The organism is Xanthomonas axonopodis pv. maculifoliigardeniae, from assembly GCF_041519315.1.
In the GTDB taxonomy this organism is placed as follows: domain Bacteria; phylum Pseudomonadota; class Gammaproteobacteria; order Xanthomonadales; family Xanthomonadaceae; genus Xanthomonas; species Xanthomonas euvesicatoria.
This window is the reverse complement of the sequence record NZ_CP167998.1, coordinates 4,211,906-4,233,665: the sequence shown is the minus strand read 5'-3', so window position 1 is coordinate 4,233,665 and position 21,760 is coordinate 4,211,906. Positions and strand designations below refer to the sequence as shown.

General features: G+C 67.6%; 18 protein-coding genes. 8 read left to right on the top strand and 10 right to left on the bottom strand.

Annotated elements, in window-relative coordinates:
- Positions 1–16: 16 nt before the first annotated feature.
- Positions 17–1,309: an NAD(P)/FAD-dependent oxidoreductase gene (locus tag ACDH77_RS18040; RefSeq protein WP_008577165.1), complete on the bottom strand. Its 1,293-nt coding sequence runs from the start codon at positions 1,307–1,309 to the stop codon at positions 17–19.
- 118 nt (positions 1,310–1,427) lie between these two features.
- Between ACDH77_RS18040 and ACDH77_RS18035 the strand changes: the two genes are divergently transcribed.
- The 3 genes from ACDH77_RS18035 to ACDH77_RS18025 are packed head-to-tail and all read left to right on the top strand — an operon-like array spanning position 1,428 to position 3,450.
- On the top strand, positions 1,428–1,970 hold the full coding sequence (locus ACDH77_RS18035; RefSeq protein ID WP_031425103.1) for a hypothetical protein: 543 nt from the start codon (positions 1,428–1,430) through the stop codon (positions 1,968–1,970).
- The gene (locus ACDH77_RS18030) at positions 1,967–2,797 is read left to right on the top strand and encodes an NYN domain-containing protein (RefSeq protein WP_031425101.1); all 831 of its coding nucleotides are present in this window, start codon (positions 1,967–1,969) and stop codon (positions 2,795–2,797) included. Before ACDH77_RS18035 ends, ACDH77_RS18030 begins: the two co-directional genes overlap by 4 nt.
- A complete protein-coding gene (locus tag ACDH77_RS18025) occupies positions 2,794–3,450 on the top strand; it encodes a glutathione S-transferase family protein (protein WP_195903649.1) in 657 nt (218 codons plus the stop codon). The genes ACDH77_RS18030 and ACDH77_RS18025 overlap by 4 nt, the downstream gene beginning before the upstream one ends.
- A gap of 273 nt (positions 3,451–3,723) precedes the next feature.
- Here ACDH77_RS18025 and ACDH77_RS18020 read toward each other — a convergent pair whose 3' ends face one another.
- Positions 3,724–5,946, bottom strand: coding sequence for a primosomal protein N' (locus ACDH77_RS18020; RefSeq protein ID WP_008577170.1), 2,223 nt, complete (start codon positions 5,944–5,946; stop codon positions 3,724–3,726).
- Between the two features lie 469 nt (positions 5,947–6,415).
- On the opposite strand from ACDH77_RS18020, the gene ACDH77_RS18015 reads away from it, so the two are divergent.
- Positions 6,416–7,447: a hypothetical protein gene (locus ACDH77_RS18015; protein WP_031425096.1), complete on the top strand. Its 1,032-nt coding sequence runs from the start codon at positions 6,416–6,418 to the stop codon at positions 7,445–7,447.
- Complete coding sequence (locus ACDH77_RS18010; RefSeq protein WP_031425094.1) at positions 7,431–8,033, top strand: DUF3106 domain-containing protein; 603 nt, start codon at positions 7,431–7,433, stop codon at positions 8,031–8,033. The genes ACDH77_RS18015 and ACDH77_RS18010 overlap by 17 nt, the downstream gene beginning before the upstream one ends.
- A gap of 172 nt (positions 8,034–8,205) precedes the next feature.
- Here the strand turns inward: ACDH77_RS18010 and ACDH77_RS18005 are convergent, their stop codons facing one another.
- Complete coding sequence (locus ACDH77_RS18005; RefSeq protein ID WP_228729135.1) at positions 8,206–9,372, bottom strand: DUF3667 domain-containing protein; 1,167 nt, start codon at positions 9,370–9,372, stop codon at positions 8,206–8,208.
- Positions 9,373–9,638: 266 nt separating this feature from the next.
- Here ACDH77_RS18005 and ACDH77_RS18000 point away from each other — a divergent pair, with 266 nt between their 5' ends.
- Together ACDH77_RS18000 and sppA are read left to right on the top strand one after the other, a co-directional pair.
- Positions 9,639–11,015, top strand: coding sequence for an MATE family efflux transporter (locus tag ACDH77_RS18000; RefSeq protein WP_029820482.1), 1,377 nt, complete (start codon positions 9,639–9,641; stop codon positions 11,013–11,015).
- A gap of 84 nt (positions 11,016–11,099) precedes the next feature.
- Positions 11,100–13,001: a signal peptide peptidase SppA gene (sppA, locus tag ACDH77_RS17995; protein WP_014091225.1), complete on the top strand. Its 1,902-nt coding sequence runs from the start codon at positions 11,100–11,102 to the stop codon at positions 12,999–13,001.
- Positions 13,002–13,294: 293 nt separating this feature from the next.
- Here the strand turns inward: sppA and ACDH77_RS17990 are convergent, their stop codons facing one another.
- Positions 13,295–13,510: a hypothetical protein gene (locus ACDH77_RS17990; RefSeq protein ID WP_003484467.1), complete on the bottom strand. Its 216-nt coding sequence runs from the start codon at positions 13,508–13,510 to the stop codon at positions 13,295–13,297.
- Between the two features lie 333 nt (positions 13,511–13,843).
- Between ACDH77_RS17990 and ACDH77_RS17985 the strand changes: the two genes are divergently transcribed.
- Complete coding sequence (locus ACDH77_RS17985) at positions 13,844–14,620, top strand: SDR family oxidoreductase (protein WP_005911403.1); 777 nt, start codon at positions 13,844–13,846, stop codon at positions 14,618–14,620.
- 168 nt (positions 14,621–14,788) lie between these two features.
- On the opposite strand, the gene ACDH77_RS17980 is transcribed toward ACDH77_RS17985, so the two are convergent.
- From ACDH77_RS17980 to ACDH77_RS17955, 6 genes are all read right to left on the bottom strand, one after another.
- Entirely contained in the window at positions 14,789–15,439 is a 651-nt protein-coding gene (locus ACDH77_RS17980; RefSeq protein ID WP_005911401.1) for a DUF4124 domain-containing protein, read from the bottom strand.
- Positions 15,440–15,462: 23 nt separating this feature from the next.
- Entirely contained in the window at positions 15,463–16,239 is a 777-nt protein-coding gene (locus ACDH77_RS17975) for a hypothetical protein (RefSeq protein WP_031425086.1), read from the bottom strand.
- A 229-nt stretch (positions 16,240–16,468) separates the two neighbouring features.
- A complete protein-coding gene (locus ACDH77_RS17970; protein WP_008572029.1) occupies positions 16,469–17,032 on the bottom strand; it encodes a Sua5/YciO/YrdC/YwlC family protein in 564 nt (187 codons plus the stop codon).
- A 10-nt stretch (positions 17,033–17,042) separates the two neighbouring features.
- Positions 17,043–19,535 (bottom strand): DNA topoisomerase I, encoded by a 2,493-nt coding sequence (locus tag ACDH77_RS17965; RefSeq protein ID WP_011348788.1) that lies wholly within the window; start codon positions 19,533–19,535, stop codon positions 17,043–17,045.
- A gap of 182 nt (positions 19,536–19,717) precedes the next feature.
- A complete protein-coding gene (locus ACDH77_RS17960; protein WP_372353575.1) occupies positions 19,718–20,989 on the bottom strand; it encodes an RDD family protein in 1,272 nt (423 codons plus the stop codon).
- A 41-nt stretch (positions 20,990–21,030) separates the two neighbouring features.
- The gene (locus tag ACDH77_RS17955) at positions 21,031–21,756 is read right to left on the bottom strand and encodes a pilin (RefSeq protein ID WP_011348786.1); all 726 of its coding nucleotides are present in this window, start codon (positions 21,754–21,756) and stop codon (positions 21,031–21,033) included.
- Positions 21,757–21,760 lie beyond the last annotated feature (4 nt).

The following is a 21,760-nucleotide window of genomic DNA, read 5'->3' as shown; positions in this document are numbered from 1 at the left end:
ACGGCCTGGGCCGCTATCACCCGTCCTTGCTGCTGGGCGGCGGGTCGTCGGCGGCGCCGCCGAAGATGATGCGTGCGGCGCGCTGGTAGCTCCAGTACGCCATCGCCCAGTTCACCAGCACCACGAACCGGTTGCGGAAGCCGATTAGAAAGTACACGTGCGCAGCCAGCCAGAACCACCAGGCGACGATGCCGGACAACTTGAGCTTGCCCACATGCACGATGGCGGCCATGCGGCCGATCGTGGCCAGGTTGCCGTAGTCCTGGTAGCGAAACGCCGGTGCGGTCTGGCCGCGCTGCCGCGCCCGGATCGCCTTGGCGATGTGCTTGCCCATCTGCTTGGCGGCCGGCGCCACGCCCGGCACCGGGCGGCCGTCCTGCTGCACCGAGGCCAGATCGCCGCCGACGAAGATGTCCGGGTGGCCCGGTACGCTGAGGTCGGCCTCGACCAGCACGCGGCCGGCGCGATCCAGCGGCACGCCCAGCGTACGCGCCAGCGGCGAGGCGGCCACGCCGGCGGCCCACACCACGGTGCGTGCCGGCACGAAGGTGTCGCCGAGCTGGTAGCCCAAGGCATCGATCTGCGTGACCGGAGTTCCGGTGTGCACCTCCACGCCCAGACGTTCCAGCTGCTTGCGCGCCTTGGCAGTGAGATCTTCCGGAAACGAGGGCAGCACGCGCGGACCGGCTTCGACCAGGCGCACGCGCGCCTGCCGCGGGTCGATGTGGCGGAACTCGTTCTTGAGCGTGTGGCGGGCGATTTCGGCCAGGGTGCCGGCCAGTTCGACGCCGGTGGGCCCGCCGCCGACCACGGCAAAGCTCAGCCAGGCGGCGCGTGCGGCGGGGTCGGATTCGGCTTCTGCGCGTTCGAAGGCCAGCAGCAGCTTGCGCCGCAGCACCAGCGCGTCGTACAGCGTTTTCAGGCCGGGGGCGTGTTCGGCCCATTGGTCGTTACCGAAATAGGCATGGGTGGCGCCGGTGGCCAGCAGCAGCATGTCGTAGCCGAGCGTGCTGCCATCGGCCAACACCACCTCGCGGCGGTCTGGTGCGATATCGGTGACATCGCCGAGCAGTACTTCGACATTGCGTTGCTCGCGCAGGATGTGCCGGAGCGGCGCGGCGATGTCCGGTGCCGACAAACCGGCGGTGGCCACCTGGTACAGCAGCGGCTGGAACAGGTGGTGGTTCTGGCGGTCGACCAGGGTGATGCGGATGCCGGGGTCGTCGAGCGCGCGGGTCGCCCATAAGCCGGCGAATCCGCCGCCAACCACAACCAGATGCAGCGGAGCTTGGGAGGGGGGAGAGGTCATCGTGAGGTCCGATGGAGTGCGACGCGGGCCCAGCAGGATGCCGCATCGGCAATGAACATGCCGCGTGAGCGCGGCCCGCCTGCGGCATCATGTCGCATCTCCCGCTTCCGGCCAGCCCATGTCCTCGCTCCCGCCGCCGTTGCCGCCGTTGTCGTCTGTGCCACCCGCTGCACCGTCGCCGGCAGCTGTCGCCCCAAAGTCGCTCAGTAGTGTGGCGATCGGGCTGATTGGCGTGGCGACGTGCGTGGTGCTGATGGCGATGCTGGTGTTTGGCGCGCTCATCTGGTTGATGTCGACCGGCTGGTCGTTGTTTGCCGATCAGGCGCGCAGTGCGCTGCAGGCCGATGCCGTGGTGCAGGAACATATCGGGCAGATCCGCGACATGCGGGTGGATCTGTATCGCACCAGTCTGGCACCGGGGAGCGATGAGTTCGTGTTCGATGTGCAAGGCGATCGCGGCACCGGGCGCGTGCATGCCACCTGGGTCAGCGACGGTGCCGAACGCGAGATCCTGAGTACGGGCGTGCTCACGCTGCGCGATGGTACCGAGTACACATTGCCGGCCGAGACCGACGTGGAGGAGAGTGAGATGGACACCGACACCGACACCGACACCGACACCGACTTCAAGACCGAATCTGCGAACTCCCTGGAGCAATGAGCATGATCGACAACCCTGACAAACGCATCGCGCTGCTGATCGATGCGGACAATGCGCCGGCCGGAAAGATCGATGTGGTGCTGGCCGAAGTGGCGCGCTACGGCGTGGCCAACGTGCGCCGCGCCTACGGCAACTGGAAGAGCCCGCACTTGAAAGGTTGGGAGGCGGCATTGCACGACTACGCGATCCGGCCGATCCAGCAATTTGCCTACAGTTCCGGCAAGAACGCCTCGGACATGGCGATGGTGATCGATGCGATGGACCTGTTGTACGCGCGCAATCTGGATGGATTTGCGATCGTCTCCAGCGATGCCGATTTCACGCCGCTGGTGATGCGGCTGCTGACCGACGGCATGAAGGTCTATGGCTTCGGCGAGAAGAAGACACCGGCGCCATTCGTCAATGCGTGCTCCAAGTTCACCTATGTCGAGGCGCTCGGGCAACAGGCTGCAGCGGCCAGCGAAACGGCTGCCGGTCGCAAGGACGCCACCGCATTACGCAGCGATACGCGTCTGGTCCAAATGCTACGCAATGCGATCGTCAGCGCCTGCGAAGACGATGGTTGGGCGCTGCTGAGTGCGGTCGGCAAGCAGGTGGCCAACCAGGCCTCGTTCGATCCACGCAACTATGGCTATCGCAAACTCAGCGATCTGGTACGCGCGATCGGCTTGTTCGAGATCAGGCAGGACGAACAGGCGTTGTGGGTGCGCGACGCGCCCAAGGGTGGACGCAGCGGCGCGAAAACCGCAGTGCCTGCCGCAGCGGCGCCGTCACCGGCCAACAAGCGCGCGGCGCGCGCACCCGCCAAGCCTGCTCCGGGGAAATGACGATGACGCATGCAGCCAGCGACCACACACCGCCGACGATCACGCTGTGGGGGCGGCGCAATTCCAGCAATGTACGCAAGGTGCTGTGGTGCGCCGAAGAAGCCGGCGTGGCCTACGCCTCGATCGAAGTGGGCGGCGCGTTCGGGGGCAACACCACGCCGGAATATCGCGCGCTGAACCCGAACGGGCTGGTGCCGACACTGCAGGATGGCGCGCTGGTGCTGTGGGAATCCAACGCGATCGTGCGCTATCTGGCCGCGCAATATGCGCCGGCGTTGTATCCGCATGCGCCGGCCGAGCGCGCGCTGGGCGACCGCTGGATGGATTGGACCACTTCCACTTTCGCTGGAGTGTTTCGCGACCTGTTCTGGGGGGTTTTGCGCACGCCCGAGGCCGAGCGCGATCACGCACGCATCGCTGCGGCGTTGACCCACTCGGGCGAGTTGCTCGCACGTGCCGATGCGGCATTGGCGCAACAGCCGTACCTGTCCGGCGAGCAGTTTGCGATGGGCGATGTTCCGCTGGGCAGCTTCATCTACGCGTGGTTCGAAATGCCGATCGAGCGACCGGAATTGCCGCATCTGCAGGCGTGGTATGCGCGCCTGCGTGCGCGGCCGGCGTACCGGCGCGCGGTAATGACCGCGCTGACCTGAGTGTCGCGCCGACGCTGAGTCAATGCGATTCATGACAGGCACCGCCTGAGCTGCCGACCCGGCACGTTGCTGCAAGCAAGTGGGCCTTGTACATCACGCAGACAGGTAGCCTGCAGTGCTGTAGGAGCGCACCCGGGCGCGAGGGCATTCCCGTCATGCCGCATCGCGCCCGGGTGCGCTCCTACCAAGGATCACGCCACGTGCGCTCAATGACCTGGGCACAGCGCGCAAGACGTGGGTCTGGCTTCTGCTCCATGGTCGAGACGCCGTGCGCTAATACAAGTCGATCGGGTCCACATCCAGCGACCAGCGCACACGGCGGGCTTGCGGTAGCGCATAGATGGCCGGCAGTTGGGTGTCGAGCAGGCGATGCAATGCCGCGCGTTGTTGCGCCGACAACAGCAGCTGCGTGCGCTGGAAACCGGCGCGGCGCGGCATCGGTGCCGGCATCGGGCCGTAGCATTCCACTGCGGCAAACGCCGGCGATTGCGTGCCGGGGTCGGCGCTGGTCAAACCGCGCACCGCCAGCAGGAATTGATTGGCTGCGGCCACATCCTTGGCTTCGGCACGGAACAAGGCCAGGTGCGCGAAGGGAGGGAATCCGGCCGCTTCGCGCTGCTGCAGTTCGGCGTCGGCGAAGGCGTGGTAGCCGCCATTGACCAGGGTCTGCAGCAACGGGTGTTCGGGGTGATGGGTCTGCAACCAGACTTCGCCCGGCCGGTCGGCACGCCCGGCGCGTCCGGCCACCTGGATCAACTGCTGGGCCAGTTTTTCGGCGGCGCGGAAGTCGGCCGAGAACAGGCCTTCGTCGATGCCGACCACCACCACCATGGTCAGCCGTGGCAGGTCGTGGCCCTTGGCCAGGATTTGCGTGCCCACCAGGATGCCGGCCTCGCTGCCCAGGCGCGCCAGCTGGGTCTCCAGTGCGTCGCGACGCTGGGTGGTGCTGCGGTCGATGCGCACCACCGGGACGTCCGGAAACGCCTCGGTCAGGCGTTCTTCCAGTCGCTCGGTGCCGATGCCCTGCGGCTGCAGCGCGAGGCTGGCGCAGGCCGGGCAGGCCAGCGGTGCAGGTTGGCGCGCGCCGCAATGGTGGCACTGCAGACGGCGGCCGCCGGCATGCACGGTCATCGGGGTCTGGTGCAGCGGCGTGCTGCAGCGCTGGCAGGCCGCGGTCCAGCCGCAGTCGTGGCACAGCAGCACCGGTGCATAGCCGCGGCGGTTCTTGAACACCAGGACCTGTTCGCCGCGCGCCAGGGTGGCGCCGATACCGGCCAGCACCTCGGGCGACAGGCCGTCCTTGAGCGGGCGCTTGCGCACGTCGAGCACGCGTACGCGCGGCGGGCGCGCTTCGCCGGCGCGCCGCGACAGGCGCAGATGCTGGTAGCGGCCGGAATAGGCGTTGTGCAGGCTTTCCAGCGATGGCGTTGCACTGCCCAGTATCACCGGCACATCCAGCGCCTTGCCGCGTACCAAGGCGAAATCGCGCGCGTGATAGCGGATGCCGTCCTGCTGCTTGTAGCTGCCGTCGTGCTCTTCGTCGATCACGATCAGCCCGGCGTTGGGCAGCGGGGTGAACACCGCCGAGCGGGTGCCGACGATCAGCTTTGCCTCGCCGCGCCAGGCCGCCGCCCACACCCGCGCGCGTTCGCCATCGGACAGACCCGAGTGCAGTGCGTGCACCGGCACGCCCAGGCGGGTACGGAAGCGGCCCAGGGTCTGCGGGGTCAGGCCGATCTCCGGTACCAGCACCAACGCCTGCTTGCCGGCGGCCAGGCAGTCGGCGATCGCCTGCAGGTAGACCTCGGTCTTGCCGCTGCCGGTGACGCCGTCGAGCAGGTAGGTGGCAAAGCCACTGTGCGCGCGGATCGCGGTGGCGGCGGCCTGCTGTTCGTCGTTGAGCGGCGGGCCGCTGCCGGGACGGGGCGGGATGCTGTCGGCCGGCACCGCCACGCGCTCGGCGTAGTGGCGTTTGGCCAGGCTGCGCGCTGCCTGCCGCCACTGCGGCAGTAGTGGATCCAGTTGCTCTTCGCCCACTGCGCCGGTGAGCAGCAGGGTCGCCAACAGGGCGGGACGGCTGCCCGCGCGCAGGCTGGCGGCACCGCTGTGGCCGGCTTCGGTCAGCTGCCAGGCCCAGGCGTGGGTGTCGGCCAGCGGTTCGCCGCGGCGCAGCGGGCCGGGCAGGGCGCTGGTCTGGGCCTCGCCGAGCGGAGCGTGGGTGTAGCGGGCCAGCCAGTGCAGCGAGCGGGCCAGTTCATCCACCAGCAGCGGGGCCTGGTCGCACCACGCCAGTGCCGGGCGCAAGCCGTCGGCCGCGGGCAGTTGCCCGATCTCCACCACCACCCCGACCAACTCGCGCGGCCCGAACGGCACCCGCACCCGGCAGCCGACCCGCGCCGGGTCCGTCAACGGCGCATCGGTCGGAGGCAGATAGTCGAACAATTGGGGCAGCGGCACCGGCAAGGCGACGCGCAGGGTGGCGACGGTCGAAGTCATCCGGCCAGTCTACCGACCCTGTCCAGAGGCCGGCGGCCGCCCCCAAATCGGCCCGAATCCAACCCGAGCCAGCGGCCGCGGTTCTGTGACGGAAGTGATAAATACGACGTAAACCTATGTGAGGGTTAAGGAAACGGGTTTATCCACACTGGCTGTGGATAAACCTGTGAATTAGTGTCGTGCTCCACGCTGTGACGATGGATTCACTAGCCTCTGCAACCTCTTGGACATTTTTTAGCCAACATGCATAAGTCAATAAATTTCAATCACTTAGGCGTGAAACACGAATGCAACAAAGAAAAAACAACAGTTGACAGACGCTTGCGTATCGGTATGTCTGCCGCTGTGCACAACCCGCCGCGGCGGCAGGCACGGCCGGTGTGAAGGCGGAGCGGGGCCGGGCCGATCTGTCAAGCCGTCGGCGGGGGCCAATCGCGTCGGTATCATGCCGGCCGATGCTGGAGTTCTCATGACCGTAGTCCCCGACGCCCCCGTGACCCCTGCCGCGCTATCTGCCTTCTTGCGCGGTGTCGAACGCCGGGGTCTGGTGCTCGCACAATTGCAATGCGGCGACGTGGCCGCCGCCGAGCGCGCCCTCGCAGCGGCCTTGCGCGCCTTCAGCAGCCAGGCGGCAGGTCGGCCGATGGCAGGCTGGCCGATGCGCTTCTGGAGCCTGCTGGCCACCGCGCCCCCGCTGCGGCGCGAGCCGATGCCGGGCACGTGGCTGCCCCCATTCACTGTCTTGGGCCGGATGCAGACTGCCGACCGCCTGGCGCTGCTGCTGCGGATCGTGGCCGGGCTGGAAGAAGGCGTGGCCAGCGAGGTGCAAGGCGTCGAAGCGGCGGACTACCGGCAGTCGCTGGCGCGTGCCTGCCCGCGCGATGCCGCCGGCAATCCGGATGCCCAGGCCTGGCGGGCCCTGGCAGAAGCGGCGCAAGTGGAACTGCGCGACCTGAGCCCGGCCCAGTTGACCCGGCTGAGCCAGCTCCGCGATTCGGCCCTGGCCGGAATGCCGCTCACTGCCGCGCCGGCCGAGCCGGCACCGGCACCGGCGCCGCGCCGTCCTGCCGCTGCCCGGGCCCGACGGCAATGGCGGTGGCCGCAGCTGGAGCGCCGCCACGCCGGCATGGCGCTGGGCGTGCTGGCGGTGGCACTGCTGCTGGCGGGGTTGGGCTGGTGGTGGGCCCACCGCCGGCCCGCGCTTCCTCCCGAGCCTGTCTCGCAGGCGCCTGCCGGCGTGTTGCACGTGACCGACGCGGCGCCGGTGCTGGTGGAGGAACTCCCGGCGGCCGACCTGCCGGATGCCGTGGCCACGCCGGGCCTGGATCCGCGCGACCAGGCGATGCTGGCCGACCCGGATCTGGAGCTGGCCCGCGCTGCGGACTTCTACGCCTGGTATGCCGCCGGCCACCCGGTGCCGGTTGATGAATCCGGTGCGCATGCCACCGCAGCCGAGCAACCTTCCGCCCCTCTGGAGACGGTCGATGATGAAACCAACTGACTGGTGCGGCCTGGTGCTCTGCGCGTTTGCCGGCGTCGCCGGCGCGCAGCGCTTGCCGACGCCGCTGGAAGAATCGGCCGCTGCGCCGGCCGCGTCCACCTCCGCTGCCGCAGTGCCGAATACATCGCCGAGCGCCGCGCAGCAACGCACACGCTGGGCGGCGATGACGCCTGCGCAGCAAGCCGAGCTGCGTGCCCGCTATGCCGCCTGGAAGGGGCTGACGGCCACAGACCGCGTGGTGTTGCGCCAGGCACGCGAGCGGCTGCAGGCCTTGCCCGAGGATCAGCAACGCGCGCTGCGCACCCAGTTCGGCGCGATGGATCGCCTGCATCGCGACGGCTGGCGCCTGGGCTCGCAGGTGGGGGCGTTCTATGCCCAGTTGCAGCCGTTGATCGGCTACGTGCAGCCCGCCCAGCGCGAGGCCATGCTGGCCGCGCTGCGCAGCCTGGACGCCGGCCAGCTGGAGCAACTGGCGGTGCTGGCGCAGCGCACCCCGCCCCAGGAGCGCGACGGCCTGCGCGAGGCCTTCCTGGCCGAAGCGCCGGCCGCGCGCAGTATCTGGTTGAAGCGCCAACTGGCGCGTTGATCGCTCGCGTGCCGTCGGCGCGCGCAATGCCTTTCAGTGTTGCGCCGGTCATATCCGTTCTAGCGGTGCCTGCCCCATAGCGCCGCTTCAGACGCGCCGCACCCAGGCCCGGCATCGCTGCGTCGCGCTGCAATGCGGCTGTCTTAGCGCAACCGTCTGCGCAGTCAGCGCGTCAAAGACGCGCCAGACTGGCCACCATCAACAGCGCAGCGGCCACCGTCACCAACACCAGATACACCCCGCTCAGACCGATGTACTTGAGCACGGTGACCAGCCAGGACTGCGCGTACACACGCCGCTGCATCCACAGCAGATACACCGGCATCCAGAGCGTCAGCCCGAACTGCGCGACTCCGATACTCCAGGTGATCGGGCTGGCGACGTGCGCCAGCGCATCGCTGAGCAGCGACAACAGCAGTTGCGTGAGCAGGTTCAGGCACAGGAAGGCGTGGCTATACAGTGCCACCACCAGATGCTCCAGATACACCTGCCCGCTGCGCACGTAGAACACCCGCAACAGCAGTGCAAACAGCGGCACCAGCACCAGCAATGCAGACGGCACCGCTGCGAAGAATGCGTTGTAGAGCAGTTGCGGGTCGCTGCGCAGTCGCGGCAGGTTGTCGCGGATATGGCGAAGTTGGGTATTGATCCAGCGGTTGGCGAACTGCGGTAGTGCCGCATAGTGCAGTGGGTTGCTCACCGGGTCCCACGGCTTGCCCATGACCGAAAAGAAAGTGCTATCGCTGTCTGCCTCTGCGGTGGGCACGGCGCTGGTCGGACGCGCGTCGGCCTGCAGCTGCGTCAGACGACGTTGCGCTTGCGCATTGGCACGCGCGATGCCGGCGTCCACGCGCTCGCGTGCGATGCCGCTCGGCACGGCCGCGCGCGTCTGCGTCAGCGCGTCGACCAACTGCCTGCGTACCGCTTCCACCTGCGCTGGCGTGCGTGCCTGTGCGAAATCCTTGGAAACCGTGGTCTGGCTGGTGCCGGGCGCGGCGGCGATATCGCTGTCTGCGGCGGACGCATGCACGGCGATGCGCGCGATGAAGAACGTCAACAAGCTCAGTACCAGGAACAGCCGCATCGGCGCCACGTACCGCACGCGTTGGCCGCCCAGGAAGCGTTGGGCCACGCGTCCGGGCACCAGCAGGTCGCGCAGGGTGCGGAAAATGCGCCCATCCAGATGCCAGAACGATTCGAAGACTTCTTCCACCGCATGGGCGACGCTGCGCACCGGGTTGTGCGCGCTTTGCCCGCAGGCGTGGCAGTACGCCCCCTGCAAGGCAGTGGCACAATTTTCGCAGTCTGTGGGAGGGTGCGCGGTCGAATGCGGTGACATGAGCCAGGTCCGGTTGGCGAGTCGGGGAAGGCGCGTTGCCGTCGACCTGATCCCGAAAGAACGGCGTTGGCGCACGCGTACAACGGTCTCCCGCGCCGGCCCGGTTGCAGCAGCCTTCGCGTTGCCCGCACACACAGTCGCGCAGCGGGCTCTACCCAGCTGCGCGGCAAGGCCGCAGTCGGAAAGTAGGCGTAAGATAGCCGGCCCGCGCGACCCGGTGCCAGCGCCTCCCGGCACGGCCGTAGTCCGCGCAGCGATCGGTTGTCATGTCTGTTTCTTCTGCACCCCCGTCCGCGACGCCAGGCTTCGCCTCGGAAGTGCGCACCACCGGCCTGCTTGCGTTGCCGCTGGTGCTCGGCCACGTTTCCACCGGCCTGATCGGTTTTGTCGACAACGTCATCGCCGGCCACCACGGTACTGCCACGCTGGCTGCAGTCACCATCGGCACCTCGCTGCTGTGGCTGCCGATGCTGGTGCCGATCGGCACCTTGATCTCGTTGACTGCCTCGGTCTCGCAATTGCTCGGCGCCGGCCGCGAGCGCGAGATCGGGCCGCTGTTCCGGCAGGCGCTGTGGCTGTCGCTGGGGCTGAGTGCGCTGATGTTCGTGTTCCTGAGCGTGGTGCCGCCGTTGCTGCCCACCTTCGGGATTGCAGCGGACATCGTGCCCGGCGCCACCGCGTTCCTGCACGCGGTGCGCTGGGGCGTGCCGGCGCTGACCTTCTACTTCTGCATGCGCTATCTCAGCGAGGGCATGCACTGGACGCTGCCGACCATGCTGCTGGGCTTTGGCGGCCTGCTGGTGCTGGCACCGGTGGGCTATGCGCTGACCTATGGCAAGTTCGGCTTCGCCGAACACGGCGCCGAAGGTCTGGGCATCGCCTCGGCCATCACCATGTGGGTGCAGGCGAGCGTGTTTGCGCTGTATCTGTGGCGCGCACGGCGGTTTGCGCATCTGCACTTGTTCGCCCATCTGGAAGGACCGCGCTGGCGCGCCATCGGCGAGTTGCTACGCACCGGCTTGCCGATCGGCATCACCGTGTTGATGGAAGGCGGGTTGTTCATCGTCACTGCGTTGTTGATCGGCCGGCTGGGCTCCACCGAAGCGGCCGCGCACCAGATCGCGATCAACGTCGCGCAGTTGTGTTTCATGATCCCAATGGGCGTGGCCGAGGCCACCACCGTGCGCGTGGGCCACGCAGTGGGCCGCGGCGACCCGCTGGCGATGCGGCGCGCGGCCTGGGCCGGCTATGCGATCGTGCTGGGCACCCAAGCGCTGTCGGCCAGCGCACTGTTGCTGGGCCACGATGCCATCGTCGGCGTCTATACCGACGACGTGGCCGTGGCCGCGCTGGCGTCGGTGTTGCTGCTGTTTGCCGCCACGTTCCAGTTTCCCGACGGCATCCAGGTGCTGTCGGCCGGCGCGCTGCGCGGGCTCAAGGACACCCGCGTGCCGATGTTCCTGGCGATGTTTTCGTACTGGGGCGTGGGCATGCCGATCGGCGCCGGGCTCGGCCTGGGGCTGGGCTGGGGACCGAAGGGCATGTGGGTGGGCCTGATCCTGGGCCTGACGGTGGCCTCGATCCTGATGGGGCTGCGCTTCCGCCAGACCAGCCGGCGGCTGACCGCCACCGTGACACCCTGACTTCCAGCGCATGCCGCGCGCGCTGCGCAGCCGGTATGCTGGGCACCATCGATCTGTATGCAGCGTCTTTCGACGGAGCTTTCCATGAACCACCCCGTGCGTCGCAATCCCATCGCCAGCTTCTTCGTCGGCCTGTGGGATGTGATGAATTTCACCCGGCGCCTGATTTTCAACCTGGTGTTCTTCGGGTTCCTGTTCCTGCTGTTGCTGGTGTTCGTGGTGGCGCTGGCGCGTGGCGATGGCACCAAGCCGTTGGCCGAGCGCACCACCCTGGTGATCAACCCGGAAGGTACGCTGGTCGAACAATTCAGTGCAGACCCGGTCAGCCGGTCGCTGGCCAAGGCGGTCGGCGACAAGAGCGCCGAAGAAGTGCAACTGCGCGACCTGGTGCGCGTGATCGAGGCGGCGGGCAAGGACCGCAAGATCGAGCGCGTGCTGTTGAACCTGGACAAGCTGCAACCGTCCGGATTTGCTTCCCAACGCGAAGTGGCCGTCGCATTGCAGAAGTTGCGCGCCTCCGGCAAGCAGATCGTGGCCTTCAGCGAGAGCATGAGCCAGGGCCAGTACCTGCTCGCCGCACAGGCCAACGAGGTGTATCTGGACCCGATGGGCAGCGTGTTGCTGGAAGGCCTTGGCCGCTATCGCCAGTACTTCCGCGAAGGCCTGCAGGACAAGCTCGGCGTGGACGTGCATCTGTTCCGCGTCGGCGAGTACAAGTCTGCAGCCGAGCCGTACATCCTGGACGCGGCCTCGGCCGATGCCAAGGAAGCGGATTTGTTCTGGATGAACGATGTGTGGCAGCGCTATCTGGCCGACGTGGGCACCGCGCGCAAGCTGAGCCCGGCGCAGCTGGCTGCCGGCATCGACACGCTGCCCGAAGGCGTGGCCGCCGCCGGTGGCGACCTGGCCAAGTTCGCGCTGCAACAGAAGCTGGTGGACGGGCTCAAGACGCGCGAAGAAGTCGATGCGCTGCTGGTCAAGCGCGGTGTGGCCGACAGCGATGCCGACAGCGGTTTCCGCAATATCGGGTTCAACGATTATCTGAGCCAGCTGCAGGCGCAGCGTTCGCCGATGGACAGTCGCCCGCAGGTGGCGGTGGTCGTGGCGGCGGGCGAGATCAGCGGTGGCGAACAGCCGGCCGGACGCATCGGTGGCGAGTCCACGGCGGCGCTGTTGCGCCAGGCGCGCGACGACGAGGAAGTGAAGGCGGTGGTGCTGCGCGTGGATTCGCCCGGTGGCGAAGTCTTCGCCTCCGAGCAGATCCGCCGCGAAGTGGTTGCGCTCAAGCAGGCCGGCAAGCCGGTGGTGGTGTCGATGGGCGATCTGGCCGCGTCCGGCGGTTACTGGATCAGCATGAATGCCGATCGCATCTACGCCGACCCGTCGACCATCAGCGGCTCCATCGGCATCTTCGGCATGGTGCCGAACCTGACCCGCGCGCTGGACAAGATCGGCGTGCACACCGACGGCGTGGCCACCACGCGGTTCGCCGGTGCGTTCGACATCACCCGTCCGCTGGATCCGGCTGCCGGCCAGGTCATCCAGGCGGTGATCAACAAGGGCTACGCCGACTTCACCGGCAAGGTGGCGCAGGCGCGTCACCAGTCGGTGGAGGCGATCGACAAGGTGGCGCGTGGCCGTGTGTGGAGCGGCGCGCAGGCCAAGGAGCGTGGATTGGTGGATGCGTTCGGCGGCATGTCCGAAGCGGTGGCCGATGCGGCCGACCGCGCCAAGCTGAGCCGCGGCAAGTTCCGCGTGCGCTATGTGGAAAAGCCGGCCACGCCGTTCTCGCAGTTCATGAGCGGGTTTGCCGGCAGCCGCATGGGCGCCTGGATGCTGGGCGACTCGGGCATGGCGCGCGCGCTGCTGGCCCGCTCGTTGCCGGAAGTGGATACGCAGCTGCGCTTTGTCGAAAGCGCCGTGCACGACAGCAAGGCAGGCGGCACGCCGGTCAAGTCGCTGGCCTACTGCTTCTGCGGGTTCTGACGCGTTGCGCTCAGTGCGCACTTGAGGCATCGACAACGCCGGCCATGTGCCGGCGTTGTTGTGTGCGCGCGGATGATGCGGTGATTTGAACGGCCGAACGAACGAAGCAGGCGGCAAGACCCACGCAGCAATCGTCGAGCGCGCAACCATCGGCCACTCGTATCGCGCATGTCGTGCTGAGTGCAGTTACGGCCTTGGCAGGCGTTCACCGGTGGCTATTGGCACATCCGTGCGCTGATTGGCACCAACTGCAGGCGCTTCAGGGCGCCAGTTCACCGGTTGCCGAGGTTTCGCTACTGCGTGGCGGCATCGATCGCCTTGCGCTGATCGTCGGCCGCCTGGTCGGTTGCGGCCTGCACCGCGTGCGCCTTGTTCAACGGTTGCTGGATGTGGTCGCGCAAGGCGGTGGCTTGCGGATCGGGCTTCTGATCGGTGGGCGCGGGCTGCGGCCGCTGACAGGCGCCCAGCGACAACGCCAGACCAACCGCAAGCATCCAATGCATCTTCATCGTCGTGACCTCGCTTGGGGTGGCGTTATCCTAGAGCGTGTTATGTACGTTGAGGTGAGTGCGAAGCGTCCTGGCGCGTCGCGACAAGGCGCGCAAAGCGGTATCGGTGCGCCACAGGACGCTTCCCGGCGGGTTGGCCGCCAGCGGCACGGAGCGGCGCCGCGCGGCTTGCCTTGGCGCCAGCCAAGCCGGCGCCACGCAGCACCCGCTCCGCACCGCTGACGGCCAACGCATCTCATCTCAACGTGCATACCACGCTCTAACGCCCGGGCCACGCATGCGCGTCAACTGCGTTGCAGCGGCCGTTTCCTGCGCTTTGAAGAGGATTACCACGTGACAACGCACCGTTGGCGGCTGGATGGACAGACCGCCCTCATCACCGGCGCCAGTGCCGGGATTGGTCTTGCCATCGCGCGCGAGCTGCTCGGCTTCGGTGCCGACCTGCTGATGGTGGCGCGCGATGCCGATGCCCTGGCGCAGGCGCGCGATGAGCTTGCCGACGAGTTTCCCGAGCGCGAACTGCACGGGCTGGCCGCCGATGTCTCCGACGATGAAGAGCGCCGCGCGATCCTGGATTGGGTGGAAGACCACGCCGACGGCCTGCATCTGCTGATCAACAACGCCGGCGGCAACGTGACCCGCGCCGCGATCGATTACACCGAAGACGAGTGGCGCGGCATCTTCGAAACCAATGTGTTTTCCGCATTCGAACTGTCGCGTTATGCGCACCCGTTGTTGGCGCAACACGCAGCCTCGGCCATCGTCAACGTCGGCAGCGTCTCGGGCATCACCCATGTGCGCAGCGGCGCGCCGTACGGCATGACCAAGGCGGCGTTGCAGCAAATGACGCGCAACCTGGCGGTGGAGTGGGCCGAAGACGGCATCCGCGTCAACGCGGTGGCGCCGTGGTACATCCGTACCCGCCGCACCTCCGGTCCGTTGTCGGATCCGGACTACTACGAACAGGTCATCGAACGCACGCCGATGCGCCGCATTGGCGAACCGGAAGAAGTTGCCGCGGCGGTGGGTTTTTTGTGTCTGCCGGCTGCCAGTTACATCACCGGCGAATGCATCGCGGTGGACGGCGGCTTCTTGCGCTACGGGTTCTAGCGCAGGCGGCACATACCGCCTGGTTCCGAGTGGATGCGCATGGACGCAGAGCCGGCATGTTCATGCACCATGCTCATGCACCCGCCCATGCTGCGCGTCGTCTTTCAGCCAAATGGCGATTGCCCGCCAACCGTCCAGACCCGTTGGCTCATCGCACGACAGGCGTGCTCAGGGCGTGGCGGCCGGATTGGCGCAACGGCTCTCGTCGAGAACCCGGCGCATCTGCTCATAGCGTTGTTTGCGTTCGGCCGACTGCGCGTCATCGGAGAAGCGCCAGGTGGATTCGGCCTGCTCGGCGCGTTTGCGCCAAGCCTCGCACAGGCTCTGGTCCGGCACCGGCGCGCAGCGGTCGGTGACCACCTCGCAGGCGCTGCCGCCCCCGGTGGCCGGGCCGCCGGCCAGGTTGGTGGTCTGCATCGGCAGGCAGCGCGTGGCCGGTTCGCGGTCTTCGGTAAAGTAACGTCCGTTGTCGTGTGCGGTGCACTCGAACAGCGGCGGCGGTGGCAGGGTCGATGTCGAGGTAACCGTCGGTGCTGGCGGTGCGGCGGGCGTGGCCGGTGCGGCGGGTGCCGATGCAGCCGCCTGCGCAGCAGCCCGTGGTTGCGCCGCTGGCATCGCAGGTGCAGGCGCTGGGTTGGTAGCGCCGCCGGGCGCGAATGGCACCGCCGCCGGTGCGGTCATCAGCTTCTTCTGTTGTTGCATGCCCTTTGGGCACGGCATGTTCTGCACCGTCAGTGCGCCAGTCGGATCGGTACAGCGATAGATGGCCACTTCCTGCGCGCCGGCCAGCGAACCGAGCGCCATCATGCTGAGCGTCATTGCGCCCAATAACGGCCAGCGCCTCATGCGCCGCCGCAGTCGCGTTGCTGGCGTGCCTCGATGCCGCGCTGTTCGCGGCTGAGATCCTCGCGCTCGCTCTGCAGCGCGCTGTTGTAGCGGCGGATCAGCTCCCAACGGCGGTCGGCCAGCCGCGCGCAGACTTCCTGTGCGGGCAGGGCGTGGCATTCGTCGCGGATCTGCACGTTGCCGTACGGCACGATGACCGTGCCGCCGTATCCGCCGCCGTTGTAACCGCCCTGATAGCCGCTTTGGTAGCTATCTACGCCGAAGCTTGCGCTGCCGCGGACGCTTCCTCGTCCGGAGCCACCCTGCACCGAGATCGTCGGACGCGGGCTCACCGAGATCGGTGGACGCTGGATGCCGCCACCGCCGCGGACCGGGGGAGCAATGGTGTTGCCCACATAGGCGGGCCCCCAGGTCGGCACCCAGCGCGGATTGCCTTCCGGGCTGTCGCTTGTGTAGCGGTTGCCGTCTTCGGTGGTGCACTCGTACATCGGCTGTGGCGGTTGCACGGTAACGATGCGGACCTCATGCGTGGGCGCTGCGGCGACCGGTGCCGGCGGCTCCACGCGCGCTGGACGCGGCGGCGGGTCTTGCGGCCGTTGCAGATCCAGCACCTGCTGGCGACCGCTGCTGCAGGGTGCATCCTGCAGGGCGACAGTGCCGGTGCTGCTCACGCAGCGATAGACCCGCACATTCGGGTCGGGTTTGCTCGCGGTGGTGGCGGCCGACGCCGGCAGCGCCGCGGCGAGCAGCAGAAGAGTCAGGACGGTACGCATGGCTGCAGTGTGCGCGTCTGTGCGGCCGCCGCAAAGGGGGTGCGGCTGAACGAACGCTGTGCAGGGGTGAGGCGACAACGCGCCGGATGGCTGCGGCCTGCTTCCGGAATGCCAGCAGTGGCCGGGTAGGCCGCCAAGGGCGACGGCCCGGAACATTCGGCGTGGGGATAGACGACCAATGGACCCGCCGCGCGCGCCTCATGGCTGCGCGGCCGTTTCTCGGCCGCACTCAGTCGCGCAGGATCTGCCCGCTGCGTGCGTCGCGGATCTGGGTCGGCTGCGCCAGGGCGCCGGTCTCGCCATCCACCACGCCGTCGATCGTCGCCAGCAATGCCGGATCCAGGGCGGCGCGGCTGCGCGCCGGCGGCTCGCCGGCCAGGTTGGCGCTGGTCGACACCAGCGGCGCCCCCCAGGCCGCGCACAGCGCTGCCACCACGGGATGCGCGCTGATGCGTACCGCTAGCCCGTCATGTTCGCCGGTGACCCAGCGCGGCGCCCGAGCGGTGACCGGCAGGATCCAGGTGTGCGGGCCGGGCCAGCTGGCCAGCACGTCCTGCCGGCGTGCCGGCTCCAGTGCGTCGATGTCGACCCAGTCGCGCAGCAGGTCCACACTCGACGCCACCACGATCACGCCTTTCTCCACCGGGCGCCGCTTGATCTCCAGCAGCCGCAGTACGGCCGCCTCCTGGCGCGGGTCGCATCCCAGTCCCCACACCGCTTCGGTCGGGTAGGCGATCACGCCGCCCTGCGTCAGTGTGGCGACGGCGCGATCCAGGTCGAGTGTGTCGGTCATGCTGCGCCTCTCAGCCTGCGGCCTTGCTCACGGTTTTCTTGACCACGCGCTTGGCGGCCGTTTTGGCAGCGGTCTTCTTGGCCGGCGCCTTCTTGACAGCGGTCTTGCTGGCCGCGGTCTTGGTCGCGGTCTTCTTGACGGCAGGCTTCTTCGGCGCCGAATCCTTGACCGTATTCTTCTTCAGGGTGGCCTTCTTGGCGCCAAAGCCCTTGCGCACGGGCTTGCCGGTGTCGGCCAGCAGCTGCTGCACTTCTTCGAACGTCAACGACGCCGGCTCACGATCCTTGGGGATCTTGCCATTGAGCTTGCCGTCGCTGATGTACGGGCCGAAGCGTCCGTTGAGTACCTGGATGTCGCTGCCGTCGAATTCCTTGATCACCCGGTTGCGTGCGATCTCTTCCTTCTCTTCGATCAGGAAGACCGCGCGCGCCAGGTCGATGGTGTAGGGGTCGTCTTCCTTCTTCAGCGAGGCATAGGTGCTGCCGCGGCGCGCGAACGGGCCGAAACGGCCGATGCCCACGCTGACGTCCTGGTCCTGGTCCTGGCCGAGCAGGCGCGGCATCTTGAACAGTTCCAGCGCGTCTTCCAGCGAGATCGAATAGATGCTCTGGCCAGGACGCAGCGACGCGAAGGTGGGCTTGTCCTCGTCTTCAACCGTGCCGATCTGCACCATCGGGCCGAAGCGGCCGATGCGCGCGCTGACTTCCTTGCCGCTTTTCGGGTCGGTGCCGAGCACGCGCACGCTGCCGGCATCGGTCTTGTCCAGCGAGTCTTTCTTATCTTCGACCAATTCCTTGAACGGGCCCCAGAACTTCTCCATCAACGGGATCCACTCGGCTTCGCCGCGCGACACCGCATCCAGATCGTCTTCCAGATTGGCGGTGAAGTCGTAATCGACGTAGCGGGTGAAATGCCCGGACAGGAACTTGGACACCGCCCGGCCGACGTCGGTGGGGCGGAAGCTGCGGCCTTCCATCTCGACGTATTTGCGGAACTGCAGGGTCTGGATGATCGAGGCATAGGTGGAGGGACGGCCGATGCCGTATTCCTCCAGCGCCTTGACCAGCGCCGCTTCGGTGAAGCGCGGCGGCGGCTGGGTGAAGTGCTGATCGGTGACGATGCGGTCCAGCGGGACGTTGTCGCCGGCCTTCATCAGCGGCAGCTTGCGGCCCTCATCTTCGTCCTCGCTGCTCTTGGTGTCCTTGCCTTCTTCGTACACGGCCAGAAAGCCCGGGACCACCACGGTGGTGCCGCTGGCGCGGAACACGTGCTCGCTGCCGGCCGACAGGTCCACGCTGACCGTATTGAGCGTGGCCGGAATCATCTGGCAGGCCACTGCGCGGCGCCAGATCAGCTCGTACAGGCGGCGCTCGTCCTCGGACAGGAAGCGCGCCACTTGCGCAGGCGTGCGCAGCGCGGAGGTCGGGCGCACCGCTTCGTGGGCTTCCTGCGCGTTCTTGGACTTGGTGGTGTAGGCGTTGGGCTGGTCGGGCAGCGAAGCGGTGCCGAAATCGCGCGCGATCACATCGCGGATTTCCGCCAGCGCGTCCTGCGACAGGTTCACCGAGTCGGTACGCATGTAGCTGATCAGACCGACCGAGCCTTCGTCGCCGAGTGCCACGCCTTCGTACAACTTCTGCGCCACCTGCATGGTCTTGCGGGTGGTGAAGCCGAGCTTGCGCGAGGCTTCCTGCTGCAGCGTGGAGGTGGTGAACGGCGGGGCGGGGCGGCGCTTACGCTCCTTGCTGGCCACGTCGGTGACATGCAGCACGCCTTGCGCGGCCTGCTGGATGCGCAGGCGCGCCGCCTCGGCGGTGTCGCCGTCGGTCACGGTGAACTGCTCGAACTTCTGCCCGTCCAGCTTGATCAGCCGCGCATTGAACGCCTGCGAGGGATGCCGACAGTGCGCGTCGATGGACCAGTATTCGCGCGGGATAAAGGCTTCGATCTCTTCTTCGCGCTCGACGATCATGCGCAGCGCCGGCGATTGCACGCGGCCAGCGGACAGGCCGCGCTGCACCTTGCGCCACAGCACCGGCGAGAGGTTGAAGCCGACAAGGTAATCGAGCGCGCGGCGCGCCTGCTGCGCATCCACCAGGTCGCCGGCGATCATGCGTGGCTTGGCCATCGCCTCCTTGATCGCGCGCGGGGTGATCTCGGTGAACACCACCCGCTGCATCGGCTTGTCCTTGAGCAGGCCGCGCTCTTTCAGGATCTCGGCGATGTGCCAGCTGATCGCCTCGCCCTCGCGGTCCGGGTCGGTCGCCAGAAAGATGTCGTCGGCACTCTTGGCGGCACGCGCAATGGCTTCGACGTGCTTCTCGTTCTTCTCGATCAGGTCGTAACGCATCGCAAAGCCGTTATCCGGATCAACCGCGCCTTCCTTGGGGACCAGGTCGCGCACGTGCCCATACGAGGCCAGGACGGTGAAGTCCTTGCCGAGGTATTTATTGATCGTCTTGGCCTTGGCGGGCGATTCGACGATGAGCAGGTGCTTGGGCATGGTGGCAACTTCTTGGGGCGGAGCCCGGGGGGCGGGTAGCGTGGCCTAATTGGCCGGTCGAGGGAAGCAGATCGACCGTTTCCCACGCGTTAACGCCCGGGAAGGACTCCCGGGCGTTCAGTTCTCTTATTAGAAAGATCACGGCGGACGCCGCCGTGTCAAGCGGCCGGCGCCGCGAATTGCTAGCGCTGGCTCATTCCGATCGCCGCCAGCATGAAGGCGACGGCCACCACCGAGAGCACCAGGATCACCGCGTAAATGGCCAGAACCACGATGGACACGGTATCCAGACCCCTGGATTGGCGCTCCGGATGTTCGGTGAATGCCCAACGGTCCACCACCAGGGTGTCGCAGACCTTGTCGTGCGGAGCCTGCTTGCGCGCGGTCATGCCGGCCATGAAGGCCGCCACGATCACGCCGATGCCCAGGGTGAGCACGCTGATCAGCATGTAGGCCAGATAGCGCAGCACATTGCGCCAGAATCCGACCCGCCCGCCGTTGCTGTCGGCGCGCACCAGCTTGATGCCGCAGGCGAGCTTGCCCAGGCTGGCCTGATGCCGGCTGGACTGCATCCAGGCGAAATACAGCGTCGGGATGGCCAGGCCGATGCCGTAGGACATCACCACGATGGCGATGCCGAGCGCACTGCCGTCGTCCAGCGCCGAACCCGAATCGCCGCGCGTGGTGACCAGCGCCACCACGAACACCAGCGGAATCACGATCAGGTACACCGCAAAGGTGGTGATCAGGCTATCGAGAATGCTGGCGGCCACGCGCCGCCAGAGCCCGGCGTAGACCACTGGCGCATCCTGCAGCGCCGTGTCTGCGGCGGGCGCGGCGAGGGCCGGGGCATCCCAGGCCCCTGGAGGTGGCGTGGTCGCCGCTGCCGCGGTGTAACCCGGTGGCCACGTGGTGCCCGAGGGCGTGGTCGGGCTTGGATCTGACGCCAGCGGCGTGTTGGACCATGCCGAGGTGTCTGATGAAGGGGATTGATCGTGTGGCCGGTGTAATGGGGCGATTGCCGGGCGGTGATCGGCACCGGCAGCCGCGCCGGTATCGCTGGCGCTGGTGCCTGCACCCGCACCCTCAATGCCGCCATCGGCAGCTGCCGGTTGCCAGTGCGATGTCCCCCTGGCGTGGTCATCGATCGGCAGGGTCGCGGTGGGCGAACCTGTCGCCGGCGCGTCGTGGCCGGGATGCGCAGCCGACAATGGTGCATGGCTTGCCGCATCCGCCGGCATCTGCCCGCCGGCTTCCGGGGCCGCGGACGCCGCCGCGCTGTCCAAGCCCAGCTCGCCCTCGATCTCGTGCAGTGCCACCCACTGCGCCAGACCTTCGCGCCAGACCAGGCTGGAACGGTCGATGATGCCCTGCGACAGGCGCGCGCGAAGCGTGTCCGTGTCCACCGGCCCCTGGCGCTGCCGCTGTGCGTCGGCGTAGTACCACTGCGTCATGTTGTCCCCTTAACGTGTAGCGATCGGCATGCAGCAGGCAGTCAGCCGCGGCAATCCGGTGGAAGTTGGGTGTCGTCGATTTCGGAACTGCAGTGCCAGCTGCCGGCATCCGCATCCAGCTCCAGCCACACGGCCTTGCCGTCGATTCGGGCCGACTTGGGCGCATGGAGCACGGCTTCGATGCCGCATTCGCTGCCCTCGAAACGGCCGATGCGCACGCTGCTCAGCCGCTCGCTCGCGTACTGCTCGGGTGGCTTGAACCCCGCGTCGTCATTGACCGGGCAGCGGCCCTCACTGGCCAGGAATCCGGTGATCTGCGGCTTCAATGCGGCCAGTTCGCCGACCGCCTCGGCGACCTTGGCGCGGCTCAGGTAATCGTTGTAGGCCGGGAACGCGATCGCAGCGAGGATGCCGATGACGCCCACCATCACGAAAACACCGGCCAGCGCACCCAGCACTGCAACCAGCGGCCAGCCGGGGCCATTGCGACGTGGCTGCACTGGTGGCGCGACAGACGACTGGGCAGGCGGAATGTGCGCCGCGGCAGGCGGCAACGGCGGCGGAACCGCGCCCGCACGCACATCCGTGGAGACTGGCGGGCCCAGGGTGTCGGCGCACGCTGACAGCGGCAACCAGTTGTCCAGGCCTTCGCGCCAGACCAGCGTATCCAGGGCGATCACGCGATCGCGATACAGGCCCAGCAAGACGTCGTCGGCCACCGGACCATGCCGATGGCGGTGGCCATCGGCGTAATACCAACTGCGCATCCCC